This window comes from Homoserinimonas sp. OAct 916 (assembly GCF_003260275.1).
Classification (GTDB): Bacteria; Actinomycetota; Actinomycetes; order Actinomycetales; family Microbacteriaceae; genus OACT-916.
In genome coordinates this window covers 128215-144347 of the sequence record NZ_QJHB01000005.1, presented here as the reverse complement: position 1 = coordinate 144347, position 16133 = coordinate 128215, and the positions used below count along the sequence as shown (strand labels likewise).

12 protein-coding genes are annotated in these 16133 nt (G+C 65.7%); 6 read left to right on the top strand and 6 right to left on the bottom strand.

Features of this window, described 5'->3' with window-relative positions:
* Positions 1-86 precede the first annotated feature (86 nt).
* Genes DL891_RS07285 through DL891_RS07275 form a run of 3 tightly spaced genes read right to left on the bottom strand, consistent with a single transcriptional unit; the run spans position 87 to position 2052 of the window.
* The gene (locus DL891_RS07285; RefSeq protein ID WP_111719766.1) at positions 87-797 is read right to left on the bottom strand and encodes a hypothetical protein; all 711 of its coding nucleotides are present in this window, start codon (positions 795-797) and stop codon (positions 87-89) included.
* Entirely contained in the window at positions 794-1696 is a 903-nt protein-coding gene (locus tag DL891_RS07280) for an ABC transporter ATP-binding protein (RefSeq protein ID WP_111719765.1), read from the bottom strand. Before DL891_RS07280 ends, DL891_RS07285 begins: the two co-directional genes overlap by 4 nt.
* Positions 1693-2052 (bottom strand): GntR family transcriptional regulator, encoded by a 360-nt coding sequence (locus DL891_RS07275; protein WP_111719764.1) that lies wholly within the window; start codon positions 2050-2052, stop codon positions 1693-1695. The genes DL891_RS07280 and DL891_RS07275 overlap by 4 nt, the downstream gene beginning before the upstream one ends.
* A 159-nt stretch (positions 2053-2211) precedes the next feature.
* Here DL891_RS07275 and DL891_RS07270 point away from each other — a divergent pair, with 159 nt between their 5' ends.
* The 6 genes from DL891_RS07270 (at position 2212) to DL891_RS07245 (ending at position 11984) form a co-directional block, all read left to right on the top strand.
* On the top strand, positions 2212-3402 hold the full coding sequence (locus tag DL891_RS07270) for an AI-2E family transporter (RefSeq protein WP_111719763.1): 1191 nt from the start codon (positions 2212-2214) through the stop codon (positions 3400-3402).
* 95 nt (positions 3403-3497) lie between these two features.
* A complete protein-coding gene (locus tag DL891_RS07265; RefSeq protein WP_232819048.1) occupies positions 3498-6113 on the top strand; it encodes a penicillin acylase family protein in 2616 nt (871 codons plus the stop codon).
* 291 nt (positions 6114-6404) lie between these two features.
* Entirely contained in the window at positions 6405-7466 is a 1062-nt protein-coding gene (locus tag DL891_RS07260; RefSeq protein ID WP_111719762.1) for a 3-oxoacyl-ACP synthase III, read from the top strand.
* 59 nt (positions 7467-7525) lie between these two features.
* Entirely contained in the window at positions 7526-10228 is a 2703-nt protein-coding gene (locus DL891_RS07255) for an alpha/beta fold hydrolase (RefSeq protein WP_111719761.1), read from the top strand.
* Entirely contained in the window at positions 10225-11196 is a 972-nt protein-coding gene (locus DL891_RS07250; protein ID WP_111719760.1) for an NAD(P)-dependent oxidoreductase, read from the top strand. Before DL891_RS07255 ends, DL891_RS07250 begins: the two co-directional genes overlap by 4 nt.
* Positions 11193-11984, top strand: a complete 792-nt coding sequence (locus tag DL891_RS07245; RefSeq protein WP_111719759.1) for a thioesterase family protein — start codon at positions 11193-11195, stop codon at positions 11982-11984. Before DL891_RS07250 ends, DL891_RS07245 begins: the two co-directional genes overlap by 4 nt.
* Before the next feature lie 115 nt (positions 11985-12099).
* On the opposite strand, the gene DL891_RS07240 is transcribed toward DL891_RS07245, so the two are convergent.
* The 3 genes from DL891_RS07240 to DL891_RS07230 form a co-directional block, all read right to left on the bottom strand.
* Positions 12100-13677, bottom strand: coding sequence for an iron ABC transporter permease (locus DL891_RS07240; RefSeq protein WP_157962430.1), 1578 nt, complete (start codon positions 13675-13677; stop codon positions 12100-12102).
* Positions 13678-13685: 8 nt separating this feature from the next.
* Positions 13686-14759, bottom strand: a complete 1074-nt coding sequence (locus tag DL891_RS07235; RefSeq protein WP_157962429.1) for an extracellular solute-binding protein — start codon at positions 14757-14759, stop codon at positions 13686-13688.
* Between the two features lie 62 nt (positions 14760-14821).
* Complete coding sequence (locus DL891_RS07230; protein WP_111719756.1) at positions 14822-16063, bottom strand: ABC transporter ATP-binding protein; 1242 nt, start codon at positions 16061-16063, stop codon at positions 14822-14824.
* Positions 16064-16133: the final 70 nt, after the last annotated feature.

The window sequence follows — 16133 nt, the reverse complement described above, 5'->3', positions numbered from 1 at the left end:
AGCACTGCGCGGTCATGCACTGAGCCGTCATGCCCCTTACCGCTCCTTCGCTCTGCTCGCTGAGCGGCTCGCTGTCACTGTTTGGTTCAGCGCACCGTTGCCGAGCGCAACAACGTCCAGGTTCCAAGCGACGAAGCCAGGATGGCGACGACGGCTGCGATGGCAAGCCACCACAGTTCGAACGAGGCCAACATGCTGGGGAGCTGGGGGATGAGCACGATCAGCGCAAGGATGATCACGATGCCGATGCCGACACCCAGGACGACCGGCCCGTTGGCCCCGTAGCGTACCCACGACGCCCCGAAGACGCCACCGACAGTGAGCAGCAGGAGCGTCGACAGGAACACGATCGGAATGAGCAGTCTCAGGTCGCCCGCACCCAAGACGATGATGTCAAAAATGTAGAAACCGGCGAACCAGTGGTTCGTGGCGAGCTCCAACATCAGCATCACTGCGAAGACGACGGCAAGGTAGGCCGACATGATCACATTCCAGACCAGCGTGCCGGCCGCGAAGGAGCGCCTGGTGGAACCCAGTGTCAGTGCGAATGGAAACGTCGTTGCGACAGACTGCACCCCGAGGTAGACCAAGAAGCCCGACAGGGCATAGATCATGCCCGGGTTCATTCGCGAACTTTCGATCCATTCGGCGGAGCCCGGCACGCTGCCGGCCCGGAGGAACAACAAAGAGATCAGCACGGAGATCACGGCCACCATGGCTGTGATGTACAGCGGCACCGCAAACGTCGCCTCACGCTTGTTCAGGTGCAGCTTGGTGGTGGAAACAACGGTGCTCATGCTCGTACCTTCTCTTTCGTCTCTGAGGTGGATTCGTTCACGCCGTAGGCGGAGACCAGCTCCTGCAGTGATGCCCGAGCGAGCTGCACGCCGGCTACACGGGCGCTCTGGCGCAGGGTGTCGTCGAGGGTGCCGGCCGCGGTGACCGATGCCAGTGCGCCCACGGTGTGAGTCTCGAGTATCCGGTGGTTCACGAGCAGGCGCCCGACGGCGTCGGTCTGGCCACTGGCGACGAAAGCCCCGTCTCGGGCGTTCTCGGTCTCGTCGTCGACCACGATCCGGCCCTTGTCCATGATCACGACCCGGTCGAGCAGGGCCGCCGATTCCTCGATCAGATGTGTTGAGAGCACGATCGTGCGTGGATGCGTCTGGTAGTCGTCGAGCAATACCCGGTGGAACAGGGCACGACCGGTCACGTCGAGGCCGAGGTAGGGCTCGTCGAGCAGGGTGATCGGGGCGCGGGATGCCAGCGAGAGCACGATCGCGACGGAGGAGAGCTGCCCGCGGGACATCTTCGTGATCTTCGTCTTTGCCGGGATACGGAAACCGTCGACGAGTTCGTCGGCGAGCTCCCGGCTCCAGTTCGGCTTGAAGGCCGGCGCGATGCGCAGCACGTGGTGGAGCATGTAGTTGTCGGGGTAACGCTGGTTGTCGCGAACATAGCTGATCCCGGAGAGCGTGTTCGCGCGTTCGAATACCTTGTCGCCGAGCACCGTCACGGTGCCGGTGTCTGGCCGGTCCTGGCCGGCCAGCATTGACATCAGTGTGGTCTTGCCGGCGCCGTTTCGGCCGAGCAGCCCGACGATGGAGTTCTCCGGCACCTGGAAGCTGACGTTGTCGACGGCCGCCGTGCGCCCGAAGCTGCGCGTCACTTGTTGGATATCCAGTGCGTGTGTCATGAGCTCTCTTTCTGGTTGATCATTTGGGCGAGTTCTTGGGGGTCGATCCCGAGCAGCGCGGCTTCGCGAAGGAGCGGAGCAACGTGTTGATCGCGGAACGCTGCCCGACGCTCCGAGCGCAGCTGCGCGGGTGCGCCGGGTGCCACGAACATTCCGATGCCGCGCTTCTTGTACAGGAGGCCTTGTTCGACCAGCACGTTCATCCCCTTCGCCGCGGTGATCGGGCTGATTCCATAGAAGCTGGCATACTCGTTGGTGGACGGCACGCCGGTGTCTTCCGGATACGTTCCGTTCAGGATGTCTTCGGCCACTCGGTCTGCGAGTTGCTGAAAGATCGGACTGTCATCTGTAAACATCCCACCGCCTAGGTTCTATAGTGCACTATAGAACCTAATGACCTGAAGCGGCGGTGTCAAGGGCCAGCCGCAACCGGGCCCTTACTCAGCCCTGGCGATCTGCCAAACGCCACCGCCGAAGTGCGAGGATCAGGCGCACCTCCCGTACTCTTGTTCGTCATGAGACTCTTCCGCAGCCGCCTGGCAACCCCTGTCGAGCCCGCAGAGCCCGCAGAACACGCCGAACCCGCACAACCCGCACAACCCGCACAACCCGCACAACCCGCACCGAGTGGGTCGAAGCTGTGGAGCGACCGTTTCGGCAGCATCGCGACCCGCAGTGTGCAGATTGTCGTGGTGCTCCTGCTGGTGGCAATCCTGGTGCTGATTCTCACCCAGTTGAGCCTGGTCTTCATCCCGATCACGATCGCCCTGATCCTGGCCTCGGCTATTCGGCCGTTCGTGGCCTGGATGCGACGCAAGGGTGTGTCCCCGATGCTTTCGGCGTGGACGGCCATGCTGTCGATCCTGATCGTCGTCGCCGGCGTCGTCTGGCTGATCGTCGCGGCGGTGCGCGATGAGTGGGGTGAGTTGGCGACCAGTGCAGCCGAGGGCGTCGTCAAGCTTCGCGACTACCTGGTTCACCTTCCGTTCGACATCACGGATGCCCAGTTCGACCAGTTCAAAAACACCCTCACCGACTTCTTCACGAGCAGCCAATTCGGCCTCGGCGCGCTTGCCGGGGTATCTGCAGCTGCCAGCTTCATCACCGGACTCTTCCTGATAGTCTTCACGCTGTTCTTCTTCCTCAAGGACGGGCCGCGCATCTGGGAGTTCATCCTTCGCCCGTTCACCGGCGATTCCTACGCGCGCGCCAAACGGGTCGGGCACAAGACCGTCACCACCCTCGGTGACTACGTGCGCGGCACCGCGATCGTGGCCGCAGCCGATGCGATCGGCATCGGGTTGGGGCTGTTCATCCTGCAGGTGCCGCTGGCGCTGCCGCTCGCGGTGGTCGTCTTCCTGACGGCGTTCATCCCGCTCGTCGGAGCCACGGTGGCCGGGATCCTCGCCGCCCTCGTCGCCTTGGTCGCCAACGGCCCGATCACCGCACTGATCGTTGTCGCGATCGTGATCCTGGTGAACCAGTTGGAGGGCAACCTGCTGCAACCGGTGCTGATGGGGCGTTCGCTGAAACTGCACCCACTGGTGATCCTGTTCGCGCTGACGGTCGGCACGGTTCTCGGCGGTATCGTCGGCGCGGTGCTGTCGGTGCCGATCGCGGCCGTGGCCTGGGGGATCGTAAGCGTCTGGAACGGCGAACACACACCAGCGCGTCCTGCCCAGCGAAAAAGACCCGAGCTGAGCTGACCAGAGTTTCGCCGATTCCCGGCCTCCTGCCATACTCTTCTGAGTGAATATTGCTCGGCTTCAGGCCGCACCGAACCGACTCGCGAAGGAGTGACGTGGAGAACGAGAAACCACGCACCAGACGACGACGCATCATCCGCCGCACTCTCATCATCTCTGGGGTGCTCATCCTCACCGTCGCCGTGGTCCTGGCCGGGGTCGGCGTCTGGACGGTGACCCGTTCCTTTCCCATGTACGGCGGTGAAGTGCATCTGGCCGGACTTTCAGAAGACGTGTCGGTCTACCGCGACGACGCCGGCATCCCGCAAATCGTGGCCAAGAACTCCGCAGATCTCTTTCGCGCCCAGGGCTACGTGCAGGCCCAGGACCGCTTCTGGGAGATGGACTTTCGCCGACACGTGACCTCGGGGCGGCTGGCCGAACTCTTTGGTGAGAGCCAGGTGGACACTGACGCGTTCATTCGAACTCTCGGGTGGCGCAAGGTCGCCGAAGAAGAGGTGCGCATGCTCGATGCTCGGACGCTCGGCTACTATCAGGCGTATGCCGACGGCGTCAATGAGTATCTGGCGTCACACTCAGGCGCCGAACTCTCCCTGGAGTATGTGGTGCTCGGTCTCCAGAACTCCGACTATGCGCCCGAACCGTGGACGCCCGCCGATTCGGTTGCCTGGCTGAAGGCGATGGCCTGGGATCTCAGGTCGAACCTCGAGGACGAGATCGACCGCGCCCTCCTGTCGACGGTGCTCGACCCGGCCGAGGTTCAGCAGCTGCACCCGGACTACCCGTACGGGGAGCATCCGACGATTGTGTCTGCTGACGAGAATGAGACCGGCAAGGATGCCACTGATGCAGCCTCCGCCGGTGACCTGGTTCCGCTCGCGGAGCCGACAACGTCCGCTGTCGCCGAAAATGAGGCGGCAACCGCCGGGCTGAGGGCCGCGGCGACAGCGTTGCGTGCATCGCTGGATACGATTCCGGAGCTGCTGGGGCCGGCCGGCGGTGAAATCGGTTCGAACTCCTGGGTGATCGACGGAAGCCTGAGTGACACCGGAAAGCCGATCCTGGCCAACGACCCGCACCTGGGGCCGGCCATGCCGTCGGTGTGGCACCAGATCGGCCTGCGCTGCGAAACGATCGGCGACGAGTGTCCGTTCGACGTGTCCGGCTACAGCTTCTCCGGGCTGCCGGGAGTCGTGATCGGACACAACTCCCAGATAGGTTGGGGGTTCACCAACCTGGGGCCGGACGTCGCTGACCTGTACCTGGAAAAGGTGACCGGAGACAACTACGAGTTCGATGGGGAGTCCAAGCCACTTGACGTGAGCACAGAGACGATCACGGTCGCCAATGGTGACGACGTGAGCCTCACAATCAGGGCGACCGAACACGGCCCGCTGATGAGCGACCTGGCTGGCCAATTCTCATCTCTGGCCGACGAGTATCCGGTTGCGGTCGATCTTCCTGAACCCGGTGATGCCCGCTACGCGCTGAGCCTCAAGTGGACCGCGCTGTCAGCAGGCTTCACGCCTTCTGCCATCTTCGCGATGAACACCGCGCAGGACTGGGACCAGTTTCGAGCAGCTGCCGCCCTGTTCGACGTGCCGAGCCAGAACCTGTTGTACGCAGACAAGGATGGAAATATCGGCTACCAGGCGCCGGGGGTGATCCCGATTCGTGCCAAAGGCGACGGAACCCTGCCAAACCCGGGCTGGACCAGCGAATTCGACTGGACCTCCTACATTCCGTTCGAGGAACTCCCGTCGGTGTTCAACCCAAAGTCCGGGTACATCGTCACCGCCAACAACGCCGCGGTCGGGCCCGAATACCCACACCTGATCACCAGGGACTGGGATCTCGGGTACCGCGCCCAGCAGATCGAGACCCGGCTGAAAGACCTGATCGCCACCGGCGACCCGATCTCGGCTGAACAGATCGGGGCGGTGCAGGCAGACAATCACCTGGCGATCGCCCAGACGCTGGTGCCGGCGCTGAAAGCGGTTTCCGTCGATGACCAGACCTCAAAGGCGGTTGCCCTGTTCAACGGTTGGAACTTCGCCGTCGACCCCGACAGTGCGGCGGCCGCCTACTTCAACATCGTCTGGCGCAACCTCTTGGTGGCCATGTTCGACGACACGCTGCCCGACGGAACCCACATGACCGGCGGCGACCGCTCCTTCGCGGTGGTCGAGTCGCTGCTCGACGAGCCGAACTCCCGGTGGTGGACGAACCAGACGCTGGGTATCACCGGGCGTGACGCCATGCTCGCCTACGCCCTGGAGGAGGCATGCATCGAGGCGAAAGATCTCATGGGTGCCAACACCGATAGCTGGCGCTGGGATCGCATCCATACACTCACTCTCACGAATGCGAGCTTCGGCGAATCAGGAATCGCACCGATCGAGTGGTTGTTCAACCGCGGCCCGTATGGGGTTGGCGGAGCCTCCGCCGTGGTGAACGCGGTCGGTTGGGATGCCACCCAAGGGTACGAGGTGAACTGGGTGCCGTCGATGCGGCAGGTGCTCGACCTGAACGATTGGGACGAGTCGACCTGGATCAACCTCACCGGCTCATCAGGACACGCCTTCCACCCGAACTATGCCGACCAGACCCCCCTGTGGCAGAACCACGAGACGCGGCAATGGCTGTACACGCTCGACCGCGTCGCCTTCACTGCTGAACACACGCTTGTGCTGACCGCAGAAGAGAAGTGATCTTCCGGGTCAGGCTGTTCCAAGCGGTCGACTCAGTGGGTCGATCGGTGACGCGGACGGCTCATCATGGAGACGAGCGCCGCCGCACCGAGGATGAAGTTTATCGCCAGCAGGGCATAGAGTAACGGGGCTACGGGATCCATATATCCAGTATTCGCCGATTTCGGCTGGGTACCAGTGGCAATCGACGGATAGCAGGGGCAATCGACTGAGGGGGTTGCAGAATGGCATCAAACGCGACAAACTCCCAGCGAATTGTCATCTGGCGCCCGTGCGGTGGAGGACAATGGAATGTTCGCTTCGATCAGCGAACGGGATGAGGAAAACGCCGTGAACGGCAATGCGACGTCGAGACATGCCAACGCGGCGCTGTTGGCGGTCGCCTCGGTGCTCGCGCCTCGCGTCACCACGTCGACCGAGATCGATTCCAGGCTCACAGATGCGCTGAAGAGGCTGCGCCTCCCCAAAGGATTGCTGCAACGGGTCGCCGGTGTGTTGGAGCGTCGCAACTGGGACGCTGAACAGGGCTTTGACGAAGCCGCGGTGACGGCAGGCCAGCTCGCTTTGAAGAAATCGGGTATTCGAGCCGATCAGATCGGTCTGATGATCAACACGTCGGTCACCCGGCCGCACCTGGAACCCTCGGTGGCCGTGCGCATCCACCACGGCCTGGGACTGCCGTCGTCGGCGACAAACTTTGACATCGCCAACGCCTGCCTCGGGTTCGTGAACGGCATGACGCTCGCGTCGCAACTCATCGACTCCGGCCAGGTGAAGTATGCCATGGTGATCGACGGCGAAGACGCCGACGACATTCAGACCAACACGATCGAGCGCCTTCGCGGCGCCGACATCGGCCGCAAAGAATTCATGAGCGAATTCGCCAGCCTCACCCTCGGCTCCGGTGCCGCTGCTGTGGTGCTCGGCCCGGCCGATGAGCACCCGGAGGGGCACCGCATCTTGGGCGGCGTGACCCGCGCGGCCACCCAGTTCAATGACCTGTGCGTCGGCAGCGTCGACGGCATGTTCACCGATGCCCACGCCCTGCTCACCGGGGGCATGGATCTGGTGGTGTCGGCGTGGAACGAGGCCAAACGCGACTGGAACTGGTCGAAGATGGACCGCTACATCGTTCACCAGGTGTCTGACGTGCATACCAACGCCATCATCAAGGCGGCCGGAATCGACCGGGCGCGAGTACCGCTGACCTATCCCCGGTTCGGGAATGTCGGCCCGGCATCCATTCCGATCACCCTGGCTGAGGAGGCCGCGTCATTGTCGCGCGGCGATCGCGTGTTGCTGATGGGGGTCGGATCAGGCCTCAACACGGCCATGATGGAACTCGCCTGGTGACACTCCCCAGGCTGTCCCCGACGAAGAAGCACGCCGCTCGTTCTTCACAGGCGGCGCCCATGCAGTCGGCGCGGTTGCCGCCAGTGCCTCTGGACGGGCTCGACGAGCGCTTCTCCCGACTGGTCGATGTGCCGCGAGAAGCAGAATCGGGTGCCGCCCCGGATCGGGTGAGCACCTGGCACATTCTCGACAACGGTGATCGGCTGGCTGAACTCGGTGTAAAACCGGCGGGCACGATCCTCTGCGTACACGGCAACCCCACGTGGTCGTATCTGTGGCGCCGGCTGGTCTCTGCTGCCACTGAAATGGCGGCGACCGGTGCGGGGAGCGCCGCGGGCACCGAAGCCTGGCGGGTGATCGCCGTCGACCAACTCGAGATGGGATTCTCTGAGCGCACCGGCCGCACGCGCACGTTGGCTGACCGGGTTCTCGACCTGAGCGGATTGACCGACGAGCTACAACTCGCCGGGCCGGTCGTCACCTTCGGGCACGATTGGGGAGGCGTGGTCTCACTCGGTTGGGCCCTCGCGCATCCCGAGTTGTTGGCCGGGGTGATGCTGCTCAACACGGCGGTTCACCAGCCCGCGGACACGGCGATTCCGGCACCGTTGCGGCTGGCGTTGAACCCGGCGCTGCTGAAGGCCTCGACCGTGACCAGTCCTGCATTTCTGGAGACCACCCTCGCCCTGGCCCATCCGCCGCTGACGCGAGCGGTCAAGGACGGCTACCGGGCACCGTACCGAAGCGCCGCCCGTCGCGGCGGGATCGGCGGATTCGTGGCCGATATCCCGGTGGGTCCCGAGCACGAGAGTCATGCAGCACTCGAGAAGATCGCCGGCGGCCTGCGCGAACTCACAGTGCCTTCGCTTTTCCTCTGGGGTCCGAGCGACCCGATTTTCGGCGACCGGTATCTTGACGACTTGATCGATCGGATGCCGCACGCCGACGTTCACCGATTCGAGGGCGCCGGTCACCTCATCGCCGAGGACGTCGACTATGCGCAGGCAGCCCTCGGCTGGCTCGCGTCGCGGGTGCAGCCGCGCTCTGACCCGGCCGAAGTGGCGGCCCCCGGGCAGACGACCAGCGTAACCAGTGCAGAATATCGTCCGCTCTGGCATTTTCTCGACGAGCTCGAAGACAGCGTTGAGACCGCGCTGATCGAGATGCGGCCAGCAACCGGTGCCCGACCGTTGCAGGTGAGCTGGCAACTGCTGTCGCGCCGGGTGCGCGAGATCGCAGCCGGACTGGTGCGGATCGGGGTTCGGCCCGGCGACCGGGTTTCGCTCCTGGTGCCGCCCGGCGCCGACCTGACCGCCGTGCTCTACGCCTGCGTTCGGGTGGGCGCCATTGTCGTGGTCGCCGACGCGGGGTTGGGGTTGAAAGGCCTCAGCCGCGCCGTACGCGGCGCGCAGGCCGACTATGTCATCGGCCGGCTCCCGGGGCTCACCGCCGCACGGGCGCTCGGCTGGCCGGGGCGTGCCATCTCCACAGCCCGTCTGCCCGCAGCCGTGGCGCGCACGCTCGGAGTCTCCTGGTCGCTCGGGGAGCTCGCGCGGCTGGGCCAGGACACCCCGTTGCCGCCCGAACCCCGCCCGACCCAGGCTGCCGCGCTACTGTTCACCTCGGGCTCCACCGGCCCAGCCAAAGGCGTCGTCTACACGCACGGCCAATTGGCGGCTGTCGCCCGGGCCCTCTCCCGCCAATACGGGGTGGGTCCCGGCACCGGATTGGTCGCCGGGTTCGCCCCGTTCGCTCTGCTCGGCCCGGCCCTCGGCACGACATCCGTCACCCCCGACATGGACGTCACCGCGCCGGCCACCCTCACCGCGACGGCGGTGGCCGACGCGGTGCGGGTCGCCCGGGCGTCGGTCGTCTTCCTGTCCCCAGCCGCGCTCGTCAACGTCGATGCGACCAAGGCGGCGCTCACCGACTCCGATCGGGAAGCGCTTGCCGGCGTTCGCATCTTTTTGTCTGCGGGGGCGCCGGTCTCCGAGCATCTGCTGGCACGGGCCGCCGCACTCATGCCGAACGCGCAGGCCCACACCCCGTACGGAATGACCGAGGGACTGCTGTTGACCGACATCGACCTCGACGAAATCAGGCAGACTGTGCCAGTCGTGGGAACACCGTCAGGTGTGTGTGTCGGCCGCCCGGCAGCAGGCAGCAGGGTCCTTGTTTCAGCGCTCGACGACGTGGGTGATGCCGTCGGTTCGCCCTCGGATACCCCCGACGTCACCGGCGAGATCGTCGTGTCGGCGCCGCATATCAAGGACCACTACGACCGTTTGTACCTGACCGACAGGCAGGCCCTGCGAGGGACAGGTGTCACCGGTGCCGACGGTGCCAGACGTTGGCACCGCACCGGTGACGTGGGGCACCTGGACGATGTGGGACGGCTCTGGGTTGAGGGCAGGATGGTGCATCTGATTCGCACGCCCGCCGGAGTGATCACGCCGGTCGGCCCCGAACTGCAGTCGGAACGCGTGTCGCGGGTCGCACGTGCGGCCGCGGTTGGGGTGGGGCCGGCGGGTACCCAGCAATTGGTCATCGTCGTCGAGACGAGTCCGGCCAGCCGCCGTGTTCGATTGGCCGAACACACCCTGGCTGCCGAGGTGCGGGCGGCGGTCGACGCTCCCGTGGCAGCCGTGATTGTCGTGCCCCGCCTGCCGACTGACATTCGACACAACTCGAAGATCGACCGGGCCGGCCTCGCGGACTGGGCCACCGGCATCCTGTCCGGCGGCCGGATGGGCAAGCCGTGAAAGTCCTGGTCACCGGGGCGAGCGGGTTTCTCGGCTCGACGGTTGCAACCGCGCTGGTGGCCGCCGGGCACCGGGTGCGCACCTTGCAGCGCGGCCCGTCGAAGGTGGCTGGGGTGAAGGACGTGCTCGGCTCTCTCCTTGACCCGGAAGCCGTGTCGTGTGCCGTCGCCGGAATGGACGGGGTCGTGCATCTGGCTGCGAAGGTGTCGCTGGCCGGCCCAGCGGCCGAGTTCGATGCGGTGAACGTGGAGGGCACCCGCGCGTTGCTCACGGCAGCCACGGCCGCGAAGGTTTCGCGGTTCGTCTACGTCTCGTCTCCGTCGGTCGCCCATTCCGGGGATTCGATCATGGGGGACGACGCCGGACCGGCAGACCCCGTGCACGCCAGGGGCAACTATGCCCGCACCAAGGCCGAAGCCGAACTTCTCGCTCTGGCGGCCGACTCGGCCGAATTTCAGGTGGTCGCCATCCGGCCGCACCTGGTGTGGGGGCCGGGCGACACCCAGCTGGTGGAGCGCATCGTCGAACGAGCCCGTGGCCGTCGGTTGCCGCTGCTTGGCCACGGAGCCGCACTGATCGACACGACCTACATCGACAACGCGGTGGGGGCCCTGACCGCCGCACTGGAGAACATCGACCGGGTGCACGGCGCGGCCTATGTCGTGACCAACGGCGAGCCGCGCCCGGTCGCGGAACTGTTGGCCGGGATCTGCCGGGCGGCGGGTGTTCAACCACCCACCTGGCGGGTGCCAGCAGGCCTTGCTCGCGGAGCCGGTAGCCTGATCGAACAGCTCTGGCAATCCACCGGCGGAAAGGACGAACCCCCGATGACCAGGTTCTTGGCCGAGCAACTGTCCACCGCGCACTGGTTCGACCAACGGCGCACCCGACGTGACCTTGACTGGCACCCGTCGGTCAGCCTTGATGAGGGGCTCGCGCGGCTCGCCGCTTCCTACGGTGCGGCATGACGGGTGGAGACGCGGCGGCCGAACCGTATTACCGCTCGAACGGAGACGGCCGGTACACCTCGACCGTGCACGCCCAGGGGGCGTGGAACGACCATGAGCAGCACATGGCGCCGGTCTCGGGCATACTCGCCCATTGCCTGGAAAATTTCGCACCTCGTGACCGGATGCAGATGGCCAGGCTCAGCTTTGAGATTCTCGGAGTGATTCCCGGCGGGGAGTTCGAGGTGGTCACCTCGATGCTTCGGCCCGGTCGCAGCATCGAACTGCTGCAGGCAGAACTGGTCGCGGGCGGACGCACCGCCGTGCGGGCCACGGCGTGGCGTCTGCAGGCCTTCGATACCAGCGCCGTCGAGGCGATCGAAGATGCACCGTTGCCGGGAATCGACCAATCGGCGGGGCAGGTGAAACTCGATTGGCCCGGAGGCTACGTTCGCTCGATCGAGGCGTACCCCCTGCCCGAGCACCGGGCCGGCCGTGGTCGCTCCTGGCTGCGCACCAGGCACCCCTTGATCGATCATGAACCGTTCTCCGACCTGGCCCGCCTGGTCGGGCTGGTCGACACAGCGAACGGCATTGCGCCCCGGGTGCCCCCGGGCGCGGGAACTTACATCTTTCCGAACGTCGACCTGCAGATCCACCTGTATCGGCAGCCGACAGGTGAACTGCTCGGGTTGGAGAATGCCGTCAGCTTCGGCCGGCTGGGTGTTGGCGTCACCTCGTCGGTGCTGCATGATGAGTCGGGCCCGTTCGGTCGGGCAGAGCAGACACTCACGGTACGTCCCATCTGAGCCTGCACGCCCTGAGCCTGCACCGCCCTGCGCCTGCAGAACGCGCAGGCCCGGCGCGTCAGTGCTGGGGTTCAGACTCAGCGCTGGGGTTCAGGCTCAGCGCAGGTCGTCCGGCTCAGCGCAGCATCCGTCGGGCGAGGAAATACGCCGGGATGGACGACAGGACGACCAAGGCGAGCGCATAGGGCGCCGCGTCTTTGTAGTCGAGCAGTTCGGTTCTGGACCAGAGCCCGGTTGACAACATGTCGAACCCGGTCGGATGCAGCAGCAGGGTGGCTGTGAGCTCCTTGCCCACATCGAGGAAGACCAGCAGGGCACCGGAGGCGATTCCGGGCAGAGCCAGCGGCAGCGTCACCCGACGGAAGGTCGTCAACGGCCCTTGCCCCAACGATCGCGACAGCTCGTCGAATTGGGGCGCGGCCGCCAACAGGCCGGAACGCTGGGCGCCGACCGCCAGCGGGAGGAACAACAACACATAGCCGAGAACCATCAGGGCGATCGTCTGGTACAGGCCGGGGAGATAGCGGGAAGCCAGGAAGACCAGTGCCAGGGCCACCACGATCCCGGGCAGTGATCGGGTGATCCACGTGGCACGCTCGGTGAGCATGCTCAACGTGGAGGGATGCCTGGTGATGAACATGCTCACCGGGATGGCGACGAGTGTGGTGACGAGTGCGGCGAGGGCGCCCACACTCGCGGTGTTGCCGATCGCGGTCAGAAGTCGCAGCCAGTCATAGTCAGCGAACCCGCTGCCGAAAAGGCGTTGGAACAGGCCCCCGAAGATGCCGGTCAATGGAACGACCAACCCGATGAACACTACCGCCGATGAGCCGAGCAGTGCCGGCACCTGCCAGGCGTGAAGCGGCGCCGGCGTCGAGGTGCGGGTCACTCCCGATCCGAGCCGGATCCGGCTGTCGGGTGCGGCCCGCCCGACCCCTCGGAATAACAACCGGTCGAATCCCAGCACCGCGAGGCAGAGCACCGTCAGCAGGGTGGACAGCAGGAGCGCCTCTTCGGCCCGGCCGAACTCGTAGCGGGCCATGATCGCCGTGGTCAGCGTCTGGTATCGCAACAGCACCAGTGCGCCGTATTCGGCCAGCATGTGCAGCGCGATGATCAGGGCGCCCCCCGAGAGCGCCGGCCGCAACTGGGGCAGGGTGACCTTCAGGAAGGTCGCCACCAGCCCGTGGCCGAGCGACCTCGCCATCTCCTCCTGAGTGGTGTCCAGGCTGCGCAGCGCAGCGACCACTGGCAGGAACACATACGGGTACAGGGACGAGCCGAGGATCAGCACTGCCCCGGGCAGGCCGAATAGGGCTGTTGAGGCCGGGTTGACCGCATAGCTGAGCGATACCCAGGCGTAGGAACCGACGAACGCGGGAATGCCGAGAGGCAGGGCGAACAGCATTGCCCAGATTCGGCGGCCCGGCAGGTCGGTGCGCACCACCAGCACGGCCAGCAGGACGCCGAGCACGACAGAGGCCAGCGGCACCAGAATGGTGAGCAGAACCGTATTGACCAGATAGCCCATGGTCGTGGGCAGCGTCAGGGTGTCAACGAGTGCGCCGAGGCTCACCCCGCCGCGCAGCAACACGTAGCCCACAGGGATCAGGGCAAATCCGGCCACGAGCACGGCAACGAGGGCCAGGAGGCGCGGCGCGCGCATCTTGGCCCGTCGTTTCGGCCTGCTCACGGGATTGCTCAGATGATGCCGACCTCTACGAGCAGTTGCTGCGCGTTCTCCGGGTTGGCGAAGTCGCCCGAGTCGACCACCGGCGGATCGAGGTTCTCCAGAGGCTCCAGATCTTGGGTGCTGGTCACGCCGATTCCGAGAGGATACTGGGGACTGTCGCTCGCCACGATCTTCTGGCCGCCGTCTGCGTCGGCCAGCCAGCCGAGAAACTGCTGCGCCTCGGCCTGGTGACTGCTCGTCTTCAGCACCCCTGCGCCCGAGGGAAAGACCAGAGCGCCCGCATCCTGGTTGCCCATGTAGTGCTGTTTCGACACCATGTTCTCGGCACCGACCTCGTCTGCCTTGAGGAACCAGTAGTAGTGGTTGATCAGTCCGAACGAGATCTGGCCGGCCTCCACGGCGTCACGGACGGCCGCGTTCTTTCCCAGGTTCTCGCCGTTGTCGCGGATTCCCTCCAACCAGGTGCGCGTCTTATCCGCGCCGATCGTGTCGATCAGGTAGGTGACGGTGCCGACGAAGGCCCCGCTCGGGGCGTAGGCGAAGGTGCCCTTCCACTTCGGGTCGGCGAGGTCGAGCAGGTGTGCCGGAAGCTTGTCGGCGGAGATCATGGTCGGGTTGTAGACCACGGAGCGTGCACGGGCGGCCCACGCCAGCCAGAGGCCGTTGCCGGGATTGTACTGGGTAACGGTCTTTGCCAGGGTCGGAGGGGAGACCGGGCTCAGAACGCCGGCGGCGGCGAGGGTGTCGATCGGTCCGGGTTCCTCCGTGAGAATCACGTCGGCCTTGGAGTTGTCGCCCTCCTCGATGATCTGGTTGACCAGTTCCACGTCGCTTCCGGCCCGGAGTTGGGTGGCGATTCCGGTATCCGCAGTGAACGCGTCCGCCAGGGATTGCGCGAAGGCCTCGTGCTGGCCGGAGTAAATGGTGAGCGTGGCCGGCGTGGCCGCGCCACTGGGTGATTGGCCCGTCTCTGCCCCGGGTTCGGCGGTCGTGCCGGCGCTGCACGCGGTGAGGGCAGTTGCAAGCAGCGCGGCGGCGGCCAGACCGCCGATCAGGTGAAGGGAGCGCGGGAGATGAACCACAGAGGGCCTTTCGTCAGGGCGCCGTTCAGATACGGCACTCACCACTGTAAGGGTAGGCTAACCTAACCTGCAAGCTGTTTGGCGGCGGAATTTGCGGCGACCGCCGAGTCGGTGGGGGAGGAGAAGGCGGTGCTCGCACCCACGACGTCAACGGCGACGGTGTCACCGACCTGGGGCAGGTCGTGCCCGAGCGTGCGCAGCAGTACTGAGGGCCCGTGCCCGTCGGCACCGAGTCGAACGGTGACCAAGGCGTCATGGCCGAAAAAGGTGACGGCGGTCACTCGAGCCGGGTGGCCGGAATCGCTCAGCCGGATCTGCTCCGGGCGCAGCATGATCAGGCAGTCATCCTGACACGGGGTCTTTGCGGTACCGGCCGTTGCGGGCAGGCCGGAGTGGTCTGCAGCCCCCGATCGCAGGCTCACGGCGAGGCACCCGAGTGCGCATTGGGCGTAGGTGGCCGCGGGCGATGGCGGGCTCGCGGTGGTCGTCGTGGTCGTTGCGGTGGGGGAGAGCGGGGCGCTCAGATCGGCGACGAGCCGGCCGGGCAGAAAGACCACATCGCCAAGGAATGCTGCAGTCTCCCGGTCACCGGGCTGCTGATACACCTCGACCGGGCCTCCGACGCGCACGACCTGTCCGCGGCGCATGACCGCGACATGGTCGGCCAGCGACAGGGCTTCTTCCTGGTCGTGAGTGACCAGGACGGCCGTGGCCTGCACCGCGGCGAGCACCTCGCGCACCTCTTCACGCAGGTCGCTGCGCAGTGCGGCGTCGAGCGCGGCAAATGGTTCATCGAGCAGTACAAGCCTCGGGCCGGGGGCGAGTGCACGAGCGAGGGCGACGCGTTGCTGTTGCCCACCAGAGAGTTCGGCCGGGTAGCGGTCGGCGTAGCCGGGCAGACCGATCAATTCGAGCAGTTCCTGCACGCGCTCGCGACGCCCGGCTGCAGAGAGCCGGGGGGTGCGCATTGCGCCGCGTGAGCGCGAGGTGAGGCCGAAGTCGATGTTGCGTGCGACGCTCAGGTGCGGAAAAAGGGCACCCTCCTGAGGGACGATCCCGACGCCACGATGCTCGGGCACGACGTGTTTGGGGCCGGCGATGACGTCGCCGTCGAGCACCACCTCGCCGGCATCCGGCCTGTCGAAACCAGCGATGATGCGCAACAGTGTCGTCTTTCCGCAACCGGATGCTCCGACCACCGCGGTGAAACTGCCGCGCTCGACGTCGAAGTCGACGCCGCGGAGGGCCTCGACAGGGCCTGTCCGGGCGGCGAAGGTTCGATAGACGCCACGCACGCTCAACATATAGGTAAGCCTACCCTAAGTGCTGTTCGGTTCCCTAGGGCTTTTTCTTCGTGAGCCCTGTGATTCGTGG